The sequence below is a fragment of the Nonomuraea sp. 3-1Str genome, assembly GCF_031570565.1.
Taxonomy (GTDB): domain Bacteria; phylum Actinomycetota; class Actinomycetes; order Streptosporangiales; family Streptosporangiaceae; genus Nonomuraea.
In genome coordinates this window covers 44070-61210 of sequence record NZ_JALHBK010000008.1, presented here as the reverse complement: position 1 = coordinate 61210, position 17141 = coordinate 44070, and the positions used below count along the sequence as shown (strand labels likewise).

The following is a 17141-nucleotide window of genomic DNA, read 5'->3' as shown; positions in this document are numbered from 1 at the left end:
CCGGGCACCATCGGGGCGACCGGGTCAGCGCTCGATCAGGGTCACTTCCAGGGAGTAGTGCGAGGCGCGGTAGACGTGCGAGCCGTGCTCGACCGCCCGGCCCTGGTCGTCGTACGTGGTGCGCACCATGGTGAGCAGCGGCGCCCCGCGCCGCTCCCGCAGCAGCCTGGCCTCGGTCAGGCCCGCCGCGCGGGCCCCGATGCGCTGGTTGGCGACCCGCATGCGCACGCCCGCCCCGCGCAGCAGCTCGTACAGGCCCCGGTCCTCCAGGTCGGAGGCGCCGAGCTGGGCCAGGCCGAGCGGCAGCCAGTTGTGCAGCAGGGCCAGCGGCTCGCCGGCCGCGAACCGCAGGCGTTCGAGGTAGAGCGTCTCCGAGCCCGGCTCCACGCCCAGGATGGCCGCGATGTCCTCGTCGGCGGCGCGCGGCTCCAGCGCGAGGACCTGCGTGGCGGGCTCCTGCCCCGAGCGGCGCAGGTCGTCGTACAGGCTCGTCAGCTCCACCGACCGCTTGACCTGGCCGTGGACCACCTGCGTGCCGACGCCGCGTTTGCGCACGAGCAGGCCCTTGTCCACGAGATACTGGATGGCCTGGCGGATGGTGGGCCTCGACAGGCCGAGCTTGTCGGCCAGCAGGATCTCGTTGTCGAGCCGGGCGCCGGGCGCCAGGTCGCCTCGCCGGATCGCTTCGGCGATCTGCTCGGCCACCTGGAAGTAGAGCGGCACGGGGCTGGATCGGTCCAGGTCGATCGCCAGATTCGCGGTCATGCTGATCAGGTTAACGCAGGTAATAATGTCCAGACAAACCAGACGGACATGGCGTCATGCGGCATGATCGGAAGGGGGGAGCCCGCGGGAATGGGCAGGGGAGTCCCGAGGGTGCCGTAAGGCCGTGATGGGGGAGGACGCATGGACGCCAGGCGACACGAGGACACGCCGTTCCCGCACGACGCGCTGCTGGAGACGGCCGGCGAGGCGGCCAGGGCCGTCGGGCCGCGGCTGCGCAAGGCGTTCCGCTCCCGCCCGGAGGTGGCCACCAAGAGCGACTTCCACGACCCGGTGACCGAGCACGACAAGGCGGCCGAGGAGACGATCCGCGCCGTCATCGAGAGCCGGTGGCCCGGCAGCGCCGTCCTGGGCGAGGAGGGCGGCGAGAGCGGCTCCGGCCCGCTGCGCTGGTACGTCGACCCGATCGACGGCACCGCCAACTTCGCCGCCGGGCTGCCCTTCTTCTGCGTCTCGATCGCCGCCGCCGTGGAGGGCGAGCTGGTCGCCGGCGTCGTGTACGACCCGGTGCGCGAGGACGAGTTCACCGCCTCGACGGCGGGCGCCTGGTGCAACGGCACCCCCATCCGCAGCACCGGCGCCGCCGGCGACCGGGAGGCGATGCTGCTGACCAGCTATCCGACGCCCCGCGAACTGGCCGCCCGGCGCGAGGAGGCGCTGCTGCGCTACGGCCGGCTGCTGGAGTCGTTCGCGGCGGTGCGGCGGGTGGGCAGCGCCGCGCTCAAGCTCGCGCACGTCGCAGCCGGGTGGGCGGACGTCGCGTACGGCACGGGCGCCAGCCCGTGGGACGTGGCCGCCGGGGCGCTGATCGTCCGGCAGGCGGGCGGCGTCTACCTGGGCGACCCGCTGGTCAAGGGCGACTACCTCGCCTGCGTGGGCGGCTTCGACCTGGCCGCCTCCGCCCTGGCCGACCTCGCGCCCTGAGCGGCGAGGGCCGGCAGCGTCGGCAGCTCCGTCAGCGACGTGATGCGCGGGAAACCGTCGGGAGGCGGCTCCGTGCCGTGCCGGTCGAGCCACACCGACCGCATCCCGGCCGCCGCCGGCCCCGTCACGTCGTTGACCACGTCGTCGCCCACCAGCAGCACCTCGCCGGGCGCCAGCCCGAGCGCCTCGGCGGCGGCCGTGTAGCAGGCCCGAGCCGGCTTGTAGCTCCCGCCCAGCACCTCGCCCGTCAGCACCGGACCGACCCGCCCGTCCAGCCCGATCGCGCGGACCTTGGCCTCCTGCATGCGCTGCGACCCGTTGGTCAGCACCCCCAGCCGGAACCCCTCCAGTGCCGCCACCGCCCGCGCCGCATCCGGATAGGCCGTCCAGCTCTGCCGGTAGTGCGAGGCGTACGCGCCGAACGCCGCGTCCAGGTCGGCCGGCACCGTCACGGACAGCTCCACGCACAGCGCCCGGATCCGCCGGCGGCGCTGCTCCTCCCACGAGCACTCGCCCGCCTGCCACGCCCGCAGGTGCGGCTCCTCCAGCGCCCACCACAACGCGGCCGCCTCGGCCAGGCGCGGATGGCCGGGCGCGTGCCCGGACAGCCAGGCCGTGACCGCCGCGTCGGCCGCCGAGCGGTGGTCGAGCAGGGTGCCGTCGAGGTCGAGCAGGACGCCGCGGATCACACTCCTCATCCTGGCACCTTTCTCCGCGAGGATGCGAGCCGCCGGCTCGTGCGGCGGATCCGGTCAGCCGTCCGGGGGCTCGTGGTCCCGGCGGTGCTCGCCGGCCCGCCGTACGTGCTCGATCATGAGGTGCTCGGCCGCGGCGCCGTCGCCCCGCTCCAGGGCCGCCAGGATGCCCTCGTGCGCCTCCAGCTGGCCCGGCACCTGGGCCGGGTCCAGCCACAGCGAGGCCGCGGGGGGCACCGGGAAGCTGTCGTGCACAGCCCGCGCGTGCTGGCCCAGGAAGGCGGGGCCGCCGATGTCGGCGATGCGCAGGTGGAAGTGCCTGCTCTGCTCACCGAGGCGGTTCAGCCGTCCCTCGGCGGCGTCGCGCGCCATCGCGGCGTGCAGCTCGCGCAGCCACTCCAGCTCCTCCGGCGTGACGCGGGTGGCGGCCAGCCGGGCGCCCAGCCCCTCGACCACCGCGCGCAGGCCGTAGAACTCCTCCAGCGCGTCGTCGCCCAGGTCCACCACCGTGGCGCCGTGATGCGCCTCGTAGCTGATCAGCCGGTCCTTCTCCAGCCGGCGCAGCGCCTCGCGGACCGGCGTCACCGACACCCCGAGACGGCGCGCGATGGCCGCCGCGCGCAGCGCCGTCCCGCCCGGGATGCGGGCGGAGCGGATCTCCTCGGCCAGCACGCCGTAGACGTAGTCCGCCTTGCTCATGGGGGGACGCGGCTCAGGGGTCGGCATGGCTTCAGTCTCCCCCACGACGGGCCCGGGTTGACCGGAAAGGTATTTCTTATACGTTATAAGACATGACGAGCCTCGCCGACCTGCGGGTCATCGACGCCGCGACGCTGTTCGCGGGCCCCTCCGCCGCGATGATGCTGGGCGACTTCGGCGCCGACGTGATCAAGATCGAGCACCCGCGCCGCGGCGACCCGTCGCGCGGGCACGGCGCCTCGGTGGACGGCGTCGGGCTGTGGTGGAAGTCCCTGTCGCGCAACAAGCGCGCCGCCGCGGTGGACCTGTCGCAGCCCGAGGGGCAGGAGATCCTGCGCCGCCTCGTGGCGCGCTCCGACGTGCTCGTCGAGAACTTCCGGCCCGGGACGCTGGAGCGCTGGGGGCTCGACCCGAAGGACCTGCTGGAGCTCAATCCCCGGCTGATCGTCGCCCGCATGACCGGCTTCGGGCAGAGCGGGCCGATGGCCGGGCAGCCCGGGTTCGGGACGCTGGCCGAGGCGATGAGCGGGTTCGCGGCCATGACCGGCGAGCCGGACGGGCCGCCCACGCTCCCGCCGCTCGCGCTGGCCGACGGCATCGCGGGCCTGGCGATGTCGTACGCGATCATGGTGGCGCTGCACGCCCGCGAGCGCACCGGGCGCGGGCAGGTGGTGGACATGGCGATCATCGAGCCGATCCTGGGGCTGCTGGGCCCGCAGATGACCGCCTACCGGGCGCTCGGCGCGGTGCCGCGCCGCACCGGCAACCGCTCCAGCAGCAACGCGCCCCGCAACACCTACCGCACCCGCGACGGCCGCTGGCTGGCCGTGTCCACCAGCGCGCAGGCGGTCGCCGAGCGCGTCGTCACGCTCGTCGGCCGGGCCGACCTGGTGGCGCAGCCGTGGTTCTCCAGCGGCAGCGGCCGGGTGGCGCACGTGGACGAGCTGGACGAGGCCGTCGCCGGCTGGATCGCCGCCCGCGACGCCGACGAGGTCATCGCCCGCTTCGAGGAGGCACAGGCGGCGATCGCGCCGATCTACGACGTCCGGGACATCGCCGAGGACCCGCAGTACGCGGCGCTGGGGACGTTCGTCGAGCTGCCCGACGAGGAGCTGGGGACGGTGACGATGCAGAACGTGCTGTTCCGGCTGTCGGACACGCCCGGCGAGGTGCGCTGGCCGGGCCGGTCGCTGGGGCGCGACACGGACGAGGTGCTGGGGGAGCTGGACTACGGGGCGGAGGAGATCGCGGGCCTGCGCGGCAAGGGCGTGATCGCATGACGGCGCCGTCGTCCCGGCTGCCCGCCGTCTCCTGGCTGTACGTGCCGGGGGACCGGCCGGAGAGGTTCGCCAAGGCCGCCGCGTCGGGGGCGGACGTGGTGATCATCGACCTGGAGGACGCGGTCGTCCCCGCCCGCAAGGACGAGGCCCGCGCCAACGCCGCCGCCTACCTGCGCGAGCGCGCCGCCGGGGACGCCGGCGCGGTGGCCGTCCATGTCCGGGTCAACGACGTGACGACCGCGAGGGGGCTGGACGACCTGGCCGCGCTCGCCGGCCTGCCGGGGCTCGGCGGCGTCCGGCTGCCCAAGGTGGAGTCCGCCGGGGTGCTGGACGCGCTGGACGGCCTCACGGTCCCGGCGTACGCGGTGCTGGAGTCGGCCGCCGCGATTCTGGCCGCTCCGGCGATCGCCGCCCACCCGCGGGTCGCCGGTGTGGCCCTGGGCGAGCAGGACCTGGCCGCCGAGCTGTCCGTCACGGCCGCGACCGCCCTCGACCAGCTCCGGCTCCAGGTGGTGCTGGCCGCCGCCGCGGCAGGGCTGCCGCCCGTGCCCATGTCGGTCTATCCGGACGTACGGGACGAGGAGGGGCTGCTGGCGTCGTGCGCCGCGGGGCGGGGGATCGGGATGTTCGGGCGGGCGGCCATCCACCCGCGCCAGATCCCGGCGATCCGGCGCGCCTTCACACCCACGGCGGAGGAGACCGCGCGGGCCGCGGAGATCGCCGAGGCGGCCGAGCTGGCGGAGCGGGAAGGGCTGGGGGCGGTCGCGCTGCCGGACGGCCGCTTCGTGGACGCCCCGATCGTCACCCGCGCCCGCCGCACCCTGGCCCTCGCCCGCCGCCTCGCCCCACCGGTCCCGGACGGCCCGCAAGGCCGGCCGGCCACCACGTCCCCGGACGCCCGGCCACCCGCCTGACCCGTCTCCGGACGCCCAGCCACCCGCCTGACCCGTCGCCGGACGCCCTGAGGCGGCGGGTCAGGGGATCCAGCGGGTGGAGAGCTCCGCGTCCTCCGGGGCGGGGCCCGGCAGGGCGTCGTGGGAGGCGGGCACGCGCAGGGCGTCGAGCAGCAGCGCCAGATAGCGGTGCCGCAGTTGCCGGGTGCGCTCCTGATCGCCCAGCTTCACCGACGCCACCTGCTCGAACAGCAGCGCGATGTCCGCCGTCGTGACGTCCGGACGCAGCACCCCCGCCTCCACGGCGCGCGCGTGGACCCGGGTCGCCAGGTCCGAGGCGCGGGCCGCCGCCGCGCCCAGCTCCGGCGTGGGCTGGAAGGTGCCGGCCAGCTTGATGGTCAGCGAGCTGCTGTCGGCGTCCACGGTGCCGCGCATGTAGCCGGCGAACGCCTCCCACGGGTCCCCCTGGTCGTCGAGGGCCCGCTCCGACACCGCGCTGTAGAGGTTCAGCCCGTCCAGGCACAGTTTGCGCAGCAGGTCCTCCTTGCCGGGGTAGCGACGGTAGAGTGCGCTGATCCCGACGCCGGCCCGCTCGGCCACCGCCGAGATGGGCGCCCCGGGGTCGGAGGTGAACACGGCCCGCGCCGCCTCCAGGATCAGCTCGTCGTTGCGCGCCGCCTGCGCCTTGCGCCCGCTCATGGGTGTGGTCGTCATGCCTCCAGCATATTGGAACGGAAACTTCCGTTCTAGTGTCCGGCCGATCCACGCGCATTGGTCCGTATGTCTATACAAAGAGTTGATATTGATGTACAACCGGGGCGAGCCCGATGGTCATGGAGGTGTCCCGGTGAGACGAACCCGTGTCGTGCTGGCCCTGCTCTGCGCTTTGACGCTCGGCGCCTGCTCCTCCTCCGGCGGGGCCGGCACGGAGAGTGCTCCCGCCTCCGGCTCCGCGCCGCCCGCGGCCGGCGGCGCCACCTTCGCCGTCGTCACCCACGGCGGGGCGGGCGACGCCTTCTGGGACGTGGTCAAGAACGGCGCCGAGGCGGCCGGCAAGCAGTACGGCGTCACGGTGACCTACCAGGGCGACGGCGACCCCGGCAAGCAGTCCCAGCTCATCGACCAGGCCGTCTCGCAGAAGGTCAACGGCCTGGTGGTCTCCATGGCCAATCCCGACGCGCTGAAGGAGGCCGTCGGCCGCGCCGTCGCCGCCGGGATCCCCGTCGTGACGATCAACTCGGGGGCCGACTCCTCCAAGGCGTTCGGCGCGATCACCCACGTCGGCCAGTCCGAGGACGTGGCGGGGCGCGGCGCCGGCGAGCAGCTCAAGGCCGCGGGCGTCACCAAGCTGCTGTGCGTCGTCCACGAGGCCGGCAACGTCGGGCTCGACCAGCGGTGCAAGGGCGCCGAGCAGGGACTCGGCGGCACGGTGGAGCGGCTGCAGGTGGACGTGGGCAACCTCGCCGACGTCACCTCCAAGGTCACCGCCAAGCTCCAGTCCGACAAGCAGGTGAACGGCGTTCTCGCGCTCAACCCGGCCGTCGCGGTCGCCGCGCGCGACGCCGTGAAGGACTCCGGCTCGACGGCCAAGCTCGCCACGTTCGACCTGTCGGGCGACGTGGTGACGGCCATCAAGGACGGCGAGATCCTGTTCGCGGTGGACCAGCAGCAGTACCTCCAGGGCTGGCTGCCCATCACCTTCCTCACCCTGTACGACCGGAACCTCAACACCGTCGGCGGCGGCCTGCCGGTCAACACCGGCCCCGGCTTCGTCACCAAGGACAACGCCGAGCGGGTGGCCAAGCTCGCCGAGGCGGGCACCCGATGACCCGTGCCGGGGAGCGGTCATGACCGCGGTGGCCGGCGGCGCCGACGAACGGGTCGCCGGCGCCGGCCTGCTGCGGCGGCTGCTCATCCGCCCCGAGCTCGGCGCGGTCGTCGGGATGGTCGTGGTGTTCGCGTTCTTCGCCGCGCAGTCGGCGGTGTTCCGCTCGCCCGAGGGCGTCGCCAACTGGCTCGACCCGGCCGCCACGCTCGGCATCATGGCCGTGGCCATCGCGCTGCTGATGATCGGCGGCGAGTTCGACCTGTCGGCCGGCGTCCTCACCGGCACGACCGGCCTGATCCTCGTCACGCTCGCCACCCGCTACGGCCTGGACGTGTGGACGGCGATGCTCGTGAGCCTCGTCGTGGCGCTGGCCGTCGGGTTCGCCAACGGGATGATCGTCACCAGGACCCGGCTGCCCAGCTTCATCGTCACCCTCGGCACGTTCCTCATGCTCCAGGGCGTCAACCTCGGCGTCACCAAGGCGCTCACCGGCACCGTGCAGGTCAGCGGGCTGCGCCGGGCGGCCGGCTACGAAGGGGCGCGCACGGTCCTGGCGGGCACCGTCCAGATCGGCGGCACCCCGTTCCGCGTGGCGATCCTGTGGTGGCTGCTGGTCACCGCCCTCGCGACCTGGGTGCTCATGCGCTCCCGGGCGGGCAACTGGATCTTCGCGGTCGGCGGCGACGAGCAGGCGGCGCGGGCCGTGGGCGTGCCGGCCGCGCGCACGAAGATCGCGCTGTTCATGACGACCGCGTTCGCCGCCTGGCTGGTCGGCTCGATCCTCGCGCTGCGCTACACGTCCGTGCAGGCCAACATCGGCATCGGGCAGGAGTTCATCTACATCATCGCCGCGGTGATCGGCGGCTGCCTGCTCACGGGCGGGTACGGCTCCGCGATCGGCGCCTCCATCGGCGCGGTGATCTTCGGGATGGCCGACAAGGGCATCGTGTTCCTGGGCTGGGACGCCGACTGGTTCAAGTTCTTCCTGGGCGCCATGCTGCTGCTGGCCACGCTCGCCAACCGCCTGGTCAGGCGGTACGCCGAGGAGGTGAAGCATTGATCATCGAGACGCGCGGCATCGGCAAGACGTTCGGCTCGGTGCTCGCCCTGCGCGACGTGTCGATGGGGGTGGCGGCGGGCGAGGTCACCTGCGTGCTGGGCGACAACGGCGCCGGCAAGTCCACCCTCATCAAGATCCTGTCGGGGGTGCACCAGCACGACGCCGGGACGTACCTCGTGGACGGCGCGGAGGTGCGGCTGGGCAGCCCGCGCGAGGCGCTCGACCGCGGCATCGCCACCGTCTACCAGGACCTCGCCATGATCCCGCTGATGTCGGTGTGGCGGAACTTCTTCCTCGGCTCCGAGCCGCGCAAGGGCCTCGCCTTCGACGTGGCGAAGGCCCGCAGGGTCGCCCGGGAGGAGCTGCGGGCCATGGGCATCGACATCCGGGACGTGGACCAGCCGGTCGGCACGCTGTCGGGCGGCGAGCGGCAGTCGGTGGCGATCGCCCGGGCCGTCCACTTCGGCGCCCGGGTCCTCATCCTCGACGAGCCGACCTCCGCGCTGGGCGTCAAACAGGCGGGCGTCGTGCTCCGGTACGTCGCCCGGGCCCGCGACCGGGGGCTCGGGGTGGTGTTCATCACCCACAACCCGCACCACGCCTACCCCGTCGGCGACCGGTTCCTGCTGCTCAACCGCGGGACGAGCCTCGGCGAGTACGGCAAGGCCGACATCACCCGGGAGGAGCTGACGGCGTTGATGGCCGGGGGAGCGGAGCTGGAGGAGCTGGCGCACGAGCTGCGGCGGGAGTGAACCGCGCGAGCCTCACCCGCGGGAGCGGGCCAGCGGCAGGATGACGTGGTCGACAAGGCGGCGGGCCAGGTCGCCGTCCACCGGCTCGCCGGTGATCAGGCCGCGGAAGAACAGGGTCGCCGGCCCGAGCTGCCACAGCAGCTCGGTGTCGGCGGCGGCCGCCAGCTCCCCTCTCTCCCACGCCCGCTCGAACACCCGCATCGCCAGCCGCCTGCGGCCCGCCACGTAGTGCCGGTCCACCGCGGCCGCCAGCTCGGTGTTGTGCCGGATCTCGCCCACCAGGCCCGCGACGACGTCGCCGAGCGGCTCCAGCTCGGCGACGAGGAACTCCATCAGCGCCAGCAGGTCCCCCCGCAGGCTCCCCGTGTCGGGCGCCTCGGGCAGGGGAGAGGCGGCGTTGACGAACGCCGCCACCACGAGCTCCGCCTTCGACGGCCACCGCCGGTAGACGGTCTGCCTGCTCGCCCGGGCCCTGGCCGCGACCACGTCGACGCTCAGCCGGTCGTAGCCCGTCTCGCGTAACACATCGAGGGCGGCGCCGAGCAGCTCGGCCTCACGTGCGGGACCTCCCCGCAGAGGGGTCACGGACATGACCACCAGAGTAAGCGCGATGCCGCCCCGACTGTAAGGGCTGTCAAGGCGCGGACCGTGTCCCGATGCCTTCCCGCCCGCCCCGCCCGCCCGCCGCGCCGGTCAGCGGAGGGAGGTGAAGAAGGCGCGGACGTCCTCGGCGAAGACCTCCGGCTGCTCCAGTGCCGCGAACGTGCCGCCGCGCTCGTGCTCCACCCAGCCCACGATGGCGTTGTCGCGCTCGGCGAAGCGGCGGATCGGCCGCAGGACGTCCTTGGGGAACACCGAGATCGACGTGGGGACCGTCGCCGGCTTGAGCTCCCACTCGACGCTGGTGTCCTGGTCGGTGTCCGGCGTCTCCACGAAGGAGCGGGCCGCCGACCCGGCCGTGTTGGTCAGCCAGTAGAGCATGACCGTGGTGAGCAGGCGGTCGGCCGGAATCTCCTCGTCGCTCCACTCGTGGTAGACGCCGGCGAACCACGCCAGCAGCGCCACGGGGGAGTCGGCCATGCCGTACGCGAACGTCTGCGGCCGGGCCGACTGGATGAGCTTGTAGGCGTACTGGTCGGTCAGGTAGCGCTCGCGGAAGGCCATGCGCTCCTGCTCCACCTCGGTCAGCCCGTCCAGCTCGCCCGGCGCTCCGATCGGGAAGCAGATGATCCCGTTGCCGTGCATGCCCACCACCCGGTCGGGGGCGAGCACGCCGATCTCACGGGAGATCCAGGTGCCCCAGTCGCCGCCCTGCACGCCGAACCGCTCGTAGCCGAGCCGCGTCATCAGCTCCAGCCACGCCTTCGCGATCCGGGTGGAGCCCCAGCCCAGCTCGCGGGTGGGACCGGACAGCCCGTAGCCGGGCAGGGACGGGATGACCAGGTGGAAGTCGCGGCTGAGCGGCTCGATCACGTCGAGGTACTCCACCGGGGAGCTGGGCCAGCCGTGCGTGATCAGCAGCGGCAGCGCGTCCTCGCGCCCGGAGCGGACGTGCAGGAAGTGGACGCCCTGGCCGTCGATCTCGGTGACGAACTGGTCGTGCGCGTCGAGCTCGGCCAGCGCGCCGTCCCAGTCGTAGCCGGTGCGCCAGTGCCGGACCAGGTCCTTCAGGTGGGCGAGCGGGACACCGTGCTCCCAGCCCGTCCCCGGGACCTCGTCCGGCCAGCGCACCCGGTCGAGCCGCCCCCACAGGTCGTCGAGGTCGGCGCGGGCGGGTTGGAAGCGGAAGGGGCGGATGTCGTTCGGGGTCAAGCCATGCCTCCATCGTCTCGGTACGCTGTACCGTACAGCATACGGTTCAATGGGCGCAAACGCTCGCCCCGGCCGGATCACCGGCGTGGTCAGCGATCGTGGACGGTGATGACGTAACCGTCGGGGTCGGCGAAGGAGAACGTCCGTCCGAACGGCCCGTCCACCGGCTCGGCCACGATGGGCACGCCCGCCGCCGCCAGCTCGTCGCGCAGGGCCTGCGCGTCGTCCGCCTTGAGCCACAGCGCGACGCCCAGGCCCGGACGCGGCGCCGCGTCCAGGTCCACGCCGGGCAGCGGCTCACGCACGGCGAACGGGATCGGCCGCGTGGCGAACACCACCGCGTGCGGCGGGCCCGCGGGGTCGCGCTCCAGGCCGAGGTGCTTCTCGTAGAACGCGGCGGACGCCTCGACGTCGCGAACCTGCAGCGCCACGAAGTCGACTCCGGTGACGGTCATGATGTGCCTCCTATGTCAGGACTTTGACACTGAGGACTGTATGTCAGAATGCTGACATGGAGCAAGTCAGCCTGGATCTCGACCGGAGCATCGGATACCAGCTCAAGCGCGCGCACGCCGCCCTGCGCGCGGCCATGGACGCCGCCCTGCGGCGCCACGGGCTCACCACGCCCCAGTACGCCTGCCTGGAGCTCCTCGACCAGCGGCCGGGGCTGTCGAACGCCGAGCTGGCGCGGGGGGCGTTCGTCACGCGGCAGTCCATGAACGTGGTCCTGCGCAACCTTCAGGACGCCGGCCTGGTGGAGCGCCCGGAGGCCGCGCCGCACGGCCGGGCGCTGCCGGCCACGCTGACCGAGACCGGCGGCGCCCGGCTGCTCGCGGCCCGCGCGGACGTCCTCGACGTCGAGCGGCTCATGGTTCGCGACCTGGACCCGGCCCGTACCGATCTGCTGGTGGACGCCCTGACCGGTATGGCCGCCGCCCTGGGCGAGTCCGAACCGCCCGCCGGTTGAGTGTTGATCTACGTTGTAAAGGCGGTAGCGTGGTGAGGTGTCCTCTTCGTACCTCACCCTGAAAACCGGCATCGAGCACGAGACGGAGGCGCGGCGGTCCCGGTTCGTGTGCGCGGTGGCGCCGGTGAGCGGGGTGGAGGAGGCGCAGGAGTTCATCGCCGGGCGCCGCAGGGCCCATGCGGGAGCGACGCACAACTGCACCGCGTACGTGATCGGGGAGCGCCTGCAGAAGGGCGACGACGACGGCGAGCCGGGCGGCACGGCCGGCACGCCCATGGTGCAGGCCCTGGTCGGCCGGGGGTTCAGCGACGTGGTGGCGGTGGTCACCCGCTACTTCGGCGGTGTCCTGCTGGGTGCCGGCGGCCTGGTCCGGGCGTACGGGTCGGCGGTGACGGAGACGCTGGACCGGGCGGAGGCCGTCCGCATGGTGCCGGCCCGGCTGGTGCGCGTGTCGGTGGCGCACGACCAGGCGGGCCGCGTCGAGAACGGCCTGCGCGCCTCACGGTACGCCGTGCGGGACGTCGCCTACGGGTCGGCCGTCGAGTTCGCGGTGGCGGTGGGGGAGGACGAGGTGCCGGCGTTCACGGCGTGGCTGGCGACGCTCACGGCGGGGCGGGCCCGCGTGGAGACCGGCGAGGGCATCCACGTCCCGGGCTGACGCTCCGGCCGGGGGCTCAGCCCTCCAGGGCGTACTGCATGACGCGGAACTTGGCCTGGGCCTCGGCCAGCTCCGAGCTGGGGTCCGAGTTGCCCATGATGCCGCCCCCCGCGAACAGCCGGGCGCGGTTCCCGTCCACGACGGCCGAGCGCAGGGCGATGCCCCACTCGCCGTCGCCGTGGGCGTCGATCCAGCCCACCGGACCGGCGTACCCGGCGCGGTCCATGCCCTCCAGCTCGCGGATCACCTCGATCGCCGTGCCCGTCGGCGTGCCGCCGACGGCGGCGGTCGGGTGCATGGCCGCGACGACGTCCAGCACGGACGCCCCGTCGGCCAGCCGCCCGGTGACGTGGCTGGCCAGGTGCTGGACGTTCGGCAGGACGAGCAGCTCCGGCTCGTCGGGCGTGTGCAGCGAGGAGCACAGCGGCGCGAGCGTCTGCCGGACGGACGCGATGGCACACTCGTGCTCGTGGCGGTCCTTCTCCGAGGCGAACAGGGCCGTGCCGCGGGCGAGGTCGTCGGCGGCGCTGGTGCCGCGCGGCGTCGTGCCGGCCAGGACGAGCGACTCGATGTGCTTGCCGGTACGGCGGACCAGCAGCTCGGGCGTCGCGCCGACGAGGCCCGCGACGGAGAAGGTGTAGCACTCCGGGTAGCGGCGGCTGAGCCGGTCCAGCAGCAGCCGGATGTCGATGGGGCGCTCGGCCGTGGCCAGCAGGTCGCGGGCGAGCACCACCTTCTCCAGCTCGCCGGCGCGGATGCGGCGGGCGGCCCGCGCCACGACGGCCTCCCACTCGGGCGCGGTCAGGCTGCCGTCGCTGTAACGGATGCGGCCCGGCGTGCGGACCGGGGTGAACGGCTGCAGGCCCGGCTCGCCGACGGTGGTGAGCCAGGCGCGGCCGTCACGGCGGGCCAGGATGGTCCGGGGCACGATCAGGGTGGAGCCGGGCACGTCCTCGTCGAAGGTGAAGGTGCCGAAGGCGACGGGCCCGGAGCCGGGCGTCTTGACGGCGTCCTCGATGCGGGCGTCGCCCAGCACGTCGGCCAGCCACTGGCGGGCCCACGCGAAGCGGCGCGGCCCCGGCGGCACGGTGACGCGAGCGGCCTCCCCCCAGCCGACGAGCCCCTCGCCATGACGGATCCACGCGAACGGCGCGGTCCTCGGCAGGGAAGCCAGCAGGTCACCGGGGTCGCCCACGGAGGTGGTGCGAACCGGTAGCGGGCGGGTGGTTCCGAGCGCGACACTCACCCAAGACACTCTATGCGGGAACTGAACACGTTCGACTGTGACCCCCTGGAATGGGTGGTAACGGTCATGGATCCAAGAAAAACCTCGACATTCGCCAATATGGGGTCCTAGCCGGCTGGACCCCGGAGCCCGCCGGGCCTCGGGCGACTGTCAAGCCGCGATATGAAGTCGGTGGTGAAATGGCCGACCTTCCCCGCCGGTCATAGCCGGTCCAAGATCGGGTCCCTACCTTGAGGGCCATGATCCCTCGCCTGCTCGCCGCCCTGGTCCTCCTGTCCGGCTCCGGTACCGCGCAGGCCGCCGTGCAGGCCGCCGCGCAAGTCACCGCCCGGGCCGACCCCGGCGTCCCGGTGCCGACGTCGATGGTGGCTCTCGGCGACTCGATCTCCGCGGGGTTCAACGCCTGCGGCTGGTACGTCTCGTGCACCTCCCGCTCCTGGTCGGCCGGCGACAACGCCGACGTCGCCAGCCACTACCTGCGGCTGCTGCGGCTCGACGACGACCTTCGCGGGCACAACCGCAACCTGGCCGTGCCCGGCGCGACCAGCGCCGGCCTGATGAGCCAGGTACGCCAGGCGATCGACCTCAAACCCGGCTACGTGACGATCCTCATCGGCGCCCAGGACGCGTGCGTGGGCACCGAGCGGGAGATGACGCCGGTGGAGGTGTACCGGCAGCGACTGGACGCGGCACTGGGGGCGCTGCGTGACGGGGTGCCCGGCGTGCGGGTGTTCGTGGCCAGCATCCCGGACCTGCGGCGGCTGTGGCACGTCGGCAGGAGCAACGTGCTCGCCCGCACGTTCTGGACGGGCGGGCGGATCTGCCAGTCCATGCTGGCCCGCCCCTCGTCGGTCAAGCGGGCCGACGTCCAGCGGCGCGAACGGGTGCGGGACCGGGTGATCGCCTACAACCAGCAGGCGGCCGAGGCGTGCGCCGCGCTGGGGGACGCCTGCCGGACGGACGAGGGGGCGGTGTTCCGGTTCCGGTTCACGCTCGACCACATCAGCAAGTGGGACTTCTTCCACCCGAACGTCGCCGGGCAGCGGGCGCTGGCCGAGACGACGTTCGGCCACGGCTTCGCATGGCTGGACGGCCGGTAGGAGCCCGGCCGGCCCGCGGGGGGCCTGCGGGCGTCAGCGGCACTGGGTGATCATGGCCTGCTTGTCGGCCGGGGTGACCGGCACGCCGTACTTGAGCGCGACCTGGGCGAACCGGGTCACGTACGCGCAGCGGATGCGGCGCCGCGGCGGCAGCCAGCCCGCTGGGCCGGAGGCGTCCTTCTGCTCGTTGGCGGCGCCGTCCACGGGCAGCAGGTTGAGCGGGTCGTTGGCGAAGTTCAGGCGCTTGGACATCGGCCAGCGGGTGGCGGCCATCCGCCAGGCGTAGGCGAGCGGGACCACGTGGTCCACCTGCACCTCCTCGGCGCGGGACTTGCGCCACTCGATGGACCGGCCCGTGTACGGGTCGGTCAGGCGCATGGCGACCACCTCGCAGCGCGAGCCCTTGCGGTAGCGGACGTCCTGGCCGTCGCGGGTCAGCAGGTCGTCACGGGTCCGGCACCCGTTGCCCGCGTACGGGACGCCGGAGGCGGTGTCGGCCCAGTTGTCGCCGTACCGGGTGCGCGCGTACCCCGTGGCGGGGCCGCGGCCCTTGACGCGCAGGCGGGAGATGAGCCTGCGGGCGGCGGCCCGGTCGGTGCCGGAGGTGACGGGGGCCAGGCCGGGGCGGGTGCCGCCGGCGTTGGTGAGCGGGCTGGTGCCCATGCTGACCGTGTCGACGTTGTCGACGCCGGTGGCCCGGGTGCTCTTCGCGGTCCCGAACAGGGAGACCACGAGGACGCCTCCCGCGATGAGCGCGACCGTGTCCTTCGTGCTCAAGCACGCCTCCGAAGTGGGGGTGTCAGGGTGTTGGGCACAGATCTCTAGAGAGATTCCCGGCATGGCCGACTTTGACACGGTAAGGCATGGACATCGGGCCGGGCAGGAAGGTGTGACTTGCGCGGCCCGCGCCCGCGTGACGACGCCTCAGCGGGTGATCGTGCCCAGGGATTCCACGAAGCCGGCCAGGAGCCGGGCGAACTCGGCGCGGTCGGCGGCCGGCCAGTCGCGCATGGCCTCGGCGTACATCTCCTGCCGGAAGGCGTGGATCCGCGCGGACACGCGCCGCCCGGCCGGGGTGCGGACGAGCAGGGCGCGGCGGCCGTCGGCCTGGTCCGCCTCGCGCCGTACCAGACCGGCCGTCACGGCCGCGGCGACCAGCTTGCTGGCGCGTGGCTGGTCGATGTTCAGGGCGGCGGCCACGCTGCTGACGGTCGCGGCGTCGCCCCCTTCCTCGGCTTCCTCGATGACGTCCAGGATCTCGGCGCCGCCCCCTGGTGCGGCGATCGCCGCCGTCTCCTGGTCGGCGCCGGAGCCGGTCGTCTGACGAGCCGCGGCGAGTCGTGCCAGGTTGCGCCGGGTCTGGCTGCGGCGGATGGCCACCATGGCCCGTTCGACCGTCTCGACGTGCTCGTCGCCGTTGCGTTCCACGATCCCGAAGTATATGCTCCCGAGCACTTACATGTCAGATCGCATCTATATGTGAAAGGATATGCTCATGGAACGGCCCATCGGTTTCTGGCTGAAGCACCTCGACCAGCTCATCGAGGCCGCCGCCGAGCGCGTCTTCGCCGAGGAGCGGCTCACCCGGAGGCACTGGCAGGTCATGAACGTGCTGCACCGGTCCCCGCGGACGACGGAGGAGCTGGCTGAGGCGTTGCGGCCCTTCTGGGTACCCGAGGCGATCACCCAGGAAGACGTCACGGGCGAGCTCGCCCGCCGCGGCTGGCTCTCCCGGGACGACGCGGGCCGCCACACACTCACGGCGGACGGCCGGGCGGGACATGCCGCGGTGCGGCAGAAGGTGGACGGCATCCGCGCCACGTTCCTCGCCGGCCTCACCGAGGAGCAGTACCGCGAGACCGTCGGCGTCCTCCAGCGCATGGCCGGCAACCTGGAGCGCGCCGCCGTCTCGGGCAGGGCCGACACGTGACGACCGCCCGTACCTTCCGGAACATCGCTCTGTGGATCATCCAGGTCCTGCTGGCGGCGATGCTGGTCAACAGCGCCGTGCAGAAGCTCCTCGGGACCGAGGAGTTCGTGTCCGGGTTCGCCAGGCTGGGGTTCGGCGCCTGGTTCCTGTACCTGGTCGTCGTACTGGAGCTCGCCGGGGCGCTCGCCGTGCTGATCCCCCGGCTGGCGGGTCCGGCGGCGTGGGGCCTGGTGCTGATGATGTGCGGCGCCGTCGTCGCCGAGCTCACTGTGATGCGCGGAAGCGTGGTCCCGGCGCTGAACGTGCTCGTCATGGCGGCCCTCGTCGCCTGGGGGCGGCATCGCGGCACGGTGGAGGTGTACCGGCGGATCGTCCGGCGATGAGGCCGATCGCCGGAGGCTGACCCGGGCCGATCGGGCGGCGTCTCAGCGGTTCGGCCCGCAGGATTCCTGCGGCCCGCAGGACGCCTGCGGGCCGCGATGTGCCGTCCGGCCGGCGAGACCGGCCGCGAGAG

General features: G+C 73.3%; 21 protein-coding genes. 11 read left to right on the top strand and 10 right to left on the bottom strand.

What is annotated here, in order from left to right:
- Nucleotides 1-24 precede the first annotated feature (24 nt).
- The gene (locus MTP10_RS15290) at nt 25-765 is read right to left on the bottom strand and encodes a GntR family transcriptional regulator (protein ID WP_310709839.1); all 741 of its coding nucleotides are present in this window, start codon (nt 763-765) and stop codon (nt 25-27) included.
- 141 nt (nt 766-906) lie between these two features.
- On the opposite strand from MTP10_RS15290, the gene MTP10_RS15285 reads away from it, so the two are divergent.
- Nucleotides 907-1707, top strand: a complete 801-nt coding sequence (locus MTP10_RS15285; RefSeq protein ID WP_310709837.1) for an inositol monophosphatase family protein — start codon at nt 907-909, stop codon at nt 1705-1707.
- Here the strand turns inward: MTP10_RS15285 and MTP10_RS15280 are convergent.
- Nucleotides 1644-2405, bottom strand: a complete 762-nt coding sequence (locus MTP10_RS15280; protein WP_310709836.1) for an HAD family hydrolase — start codon at nt 2403-2405, stop codon at nt 1644-1646. The two genes, MTP10_RS15285 and MTP10_RS15280, sit on opposite strands and share 64 nt — an antisense overlap.
- Before the next feature lie 54 nt (nt 2406-2459).
- Nucleotides 2460-3101, bottom strand: coding sequence for a GntR family transcriptional regulator (locus MTP10_RS15275; protein WP_310709834.1), 642 nt, complete (start codon nt 3099-3101; stop codon nt 2460-2462).
- A 92-nt stretch (nt 3102-3193) separates the two neighbouring features.
- On the opposite strand from MTP10_RS15275, the gene MTP10_RS15270 reads away from it, so the two are divergent.
- The gene (locus MTP10_RS15270; RefSeq protein ID WP_310709833.1) at nt 3194-4381 is read left to right on the top strand and encodes a CoA transferase; all 1188 of its coding nucleotides are present in this window, start codon (nt 3194-3196) and stop codon (nt 4379-4381) included.
- Nucleotides 4378-5295, top strand: a complete 918-nt coding sequence (locus tag MTP10_RS15265) for an aldolase/citrate lyase family protein (protein ID WP_310709831.1) — start codon at nt 4378-4380, stop codon at nt 5293-5295. The genes MTP10_RS15270 and MTP10_RS15265 overlap by 4 nt, the downstream gene beginning before the upstream one ends.
- Before the next feature lie 60 nt (nt 5296-5355).
- On the opposite strand, the gene MTP10_RS15260 is transcribed toward MTP10_RS15265, so the two are convergent.
- On the bottom strand, nt 5356-5988 hold the full coding sequence (locus MTP10_RS15260; RefSeq protein WP_310709829.1) for a TetR/AcrR family transcriptional regulator: 633 nt from the start codon (nt 5986-5988) through the stop codon (nt 5356-5358).
- 133 nt (nt 5989-6121) lie between these two features.
- On the opposite strand from MTP10_RS15260, the gene MTP10_RS15255 reads away from it, so the two are divergent.
- The 3 genes from MTP10_RS15255 to MTP10_RS15245 are packed head-to-tail and all read left to right on the top strand — an operon-like array spanning nt 6122 to nt 8914.
- Entirely contained in the window at nt 6122-7102 is a 981-nt protein-coding gene (locus MTP10_RS15255) for a sugar ABC transporter substrate-binding protein (protein ID WP_310709827.1), read from the top strand.
- Nucleotides 7103-7121: 19 nt separating this feature from the next.
- Nucleotides 7122-8162 (top strand): ABC transporter permease, encoded by a 1041-nt coding sequence (locus MTP10_RS15250; protein WP_310709826.1) that lies wholly within the window; start codon nt 7122-7124, stop codon nt 8160-8162.
- A complete protein-coding gene (locus MTP10_RS15245) occupies nt 8159-8914 on the top strand; it encodes an ATP-binding cassette domain-containing protein (protein WP_310709824.1) in 756 nt (251 codons plus the stop codon). Before MTP10_RS15250 ends, MTP10_RS15245 begins: the two co-directional genes overlap by 4 nt.
- A gap of 12 nt (nt 8915-8926) precedes the next feature.
- On the opposite strand, the gene MTP10_RS15240 is transcribed toward MTP10_RS15245, so the two are convergent.
- The 3 genes from MTP10_RS15240 to MTP10_RS15230 form a co-directional block, all read right to left on the bottom strand.
- Nucleotides 8927-9505 (bottom strand): TetR/AcrR family transcriptional regulator, encoded by a 579-nt coding sequence (locus MTP10_RS15240; protein WP_310709823.1) that lies wholly within the window; start codon nt 9503-9505, stop codon nt 8927-8929.
- A gap of 102 nt (nt 9506-9607) precedes the next feature.
- Nucleotides 9608-10726: an epoxide hydrolase gene (locus MTP10_RS15235; protein ID WP_310709822.1), complete on the bottom strand. Its 1119-nt coding sequence runs from the start codon at nt 10724-10726 to the stop codon at nt 9608-9610.
- An 89-nt stretch (nt 10727-10815) separates the two neighbouring features.
- Nucleotides 10816-11181: a VOC family protein gene (locus tag MTP10_RS15230; protein WP_310709821.1), complete on the bottom strand. Its 366-nt coding sequence runs from the start codon at nt 11179-11181 to the stop codon at nt 10816-10818.
- Between the two features lie 56 nt (nt 11182-11237).
- On the opposite strand from MTP10_RS15230, the gene MTP10_RS15225 reads away from it, so the two are divergent.
- Complete coding sequence (locus tag MTP10_RS15225; RefSeq protein WP_310709820.1) at nt 11238-11693, top strand: MarR family transcriptional regulator; 456 nt, start codon at nt 11238-11240, stop codon at nt 11691-11693.
- Nucleotides 11694-11730: 37 nt separating this feature from the next.
- Nucleotides 11731-12351, top strand: coding sequence for a YigZ family protein (locus MTP10_RS15220; protein ID WP_310709819.1), 621 nt, complete (start codon nt 11731-11733; stop codon nt 12349-12351).
- A gap of 16 nt (nt 12352-12367) precedes the next feature.
- Here MTP10_RS15220 and MTP10_RS15215 read toward each other — a convergent pair whose 3' ends face one another.
- Nucleotides 12368-13597 (bottom strand): isochorismate synthase, encoded by a 1230-nt coding sequence (locus tag MTP10_RS15215; protein ID WP_310709818.1) that lies wholly within the window; start codon nt 13595-13597, stop codon nt 12368-12370.
- A gap of 239 nt (nt 13598-13836) precedes the next feature.
- Between MTP10_RS15215 and MTP10_RS15210 the strand changes: the two genes are divergently transcribed.
- Nucleotides 13837-14697, top strand: a complete 861-nt coding sequence (locus tag MTP10_RS15210; RefSeq protein ID WP_310709817.1) for an SGNH/GDSL hydrolase family protein — start codon at nt 13837-13839, stop codon at nt 14695-14697.
- 33 nt (nt 14698-14730) lie between these two features.
- Here the strand turns inward: MTP10_RS15210 and MTP10_RS15205 are convergent, their stop codons facing one another.
- Nucleotides 14731-15474: an HNH endonuclease family protein gene (locus tag MTP10_RS15205; RefSeq protein WP_310709816.1), complete on the bottom strand. Its 744-nt coding sequence runs from the start codon at nt 15472-15474 to the stop codon at nt 14731-14733.
- Between the two features lie 147 nt (nt 15475-15621).
- Entirely contained in the window at nt 15622-16125 is a 504-nt protein-coding gene (locus MTP10_RS15200; protein ID WP_310709815.1) for a MarR family winged helix-turn-helix transcriptional regulator, read from the bottom strand.
- A gap of 67 nt (nt 16126-16192) precedes the next feature.
- Between MTP10_RS15200 and MTP10_RS15195 the strand changes: the two genes are divergently transcribed.
- Nucleotides 16193-16627: a MarR family transcriptional regulator gene (locus MTP10_RS15195; protein ID WP_310709814.1), complete on the top strand. Its 435-nt coding sequence runs from the start codon at nt 16193-16195 to the stop codon at nt 16625-16627.
- The gene (locus tag MTP10_RS15190) at nt 16624-17010 is read left to right on the top strand and encodes a DoxX family protein (RefSeq protein WP_310709813.1); all 387 of its coding nucleotides are present in this window, start codon (nt 16624-16626) and stop codon (nt 17008-17010) included. The genes MTP10_RS15195 and MTP10_RS15190 overlap by 4 nt, the downstream gene beginning before the upstream one ends.
- The last annotated feature ends 131 nt before the right edge of the window (nt 17011-17141 follow it).

Bases quoted from the DNA above. Each gene is read 5' to 3' on its own strand.
- MTP10_RS15290 (WP_310709839.1), bottom strand. From the start codon at position 765: ATGACCGCGAATCTGGCGATCGACCTGGACCGATCCAGCCCCGTGCCG.
- MTP10_RS15285 (WP_310709837.1), top strand. From the start codon at position 907: ATGGACGCCAGGCGACACGAGGACACGCCGTTCCCGCACGACGCGCTG.
- MTP10_RS15280 (WP_310709836.1), bottom strand. From the start codon at position 2,405: ATGAGGAGTGTGATCCGCGGCGTCCTGCTCGACCTCGACGGCACCCTG.
- MTP10_RS15275 (WP_310709834.1), bottom strand. From the start codon at position 3,101: ATGAGCAAGGCGGACTACGTCTACGGCGTGCTGGCCGAGGAGATCCGC.
- MTP10_RS15270 (WP_310709833.1), top strand. From the start codon at position 3,194: ATGACGAGCCTCGCCGACCTGCGGGTCATCGACGCCGCGACGCTGTTC.
- MTP10_RS15265 (WP_310709831.1), top strand. From the start codon at position 4,378: ATGACGGCGCCGTCGTCCCGGCTGCCCGCCGTCTCCTGGCTGTACGTG.
- MTP10_RS15260 (WP_310709829.1), bottom strand. From the start codon at position 5,988: ATGACGACCACACCCATGAGCGGGCGCAAGGCGCAGGCGGCGCGCAAC.
- MTP10_RS15250 (WP_310709826.1), top strand. From the start codon at position 7,122: ATGACCGCGGTGGCCGGCGGCGCCGACGAACGGGTCGCCGGCGCCGGC.
- MTP10_RS15240 (WP_310709823.1), bottom strand. From the start codon at position 9,505: ATGTCCGTGACCCCTCTGCGGGGAGGTCCCGCACGTGAGGCCGAGCTG.
- MTP10_RS15230 (WP_310709821.1), bottom strand. From the start codon at position 11,181: ATGACCGTCACCGGAGTCGACTTCGTGGCGCTGCAGGTTCGCGACGTC.
- MTP10_RS15225 (WP_310709820.1), top strand. From the start codon at position 11,238: ATGGAGCAAGTCAGCCTGGATCTCGACCGGAGCATCGGATACCAGCTC.
- MTP10_RS15210 (WP_310709817.1), top strand. From the start codon at position 13,837: ATGATCCCTCGCCTGCTCGCCGCCCTGGTCCTCCTGTCCGGCTCCGGT.
- MTP10_RS15195 (WP_310709814.1), top strand. From the start codon at position 16,193: ATGGAACGGCCCATCGGTTTCTGGCTGAAGCACCTCGACCAGCTCATC.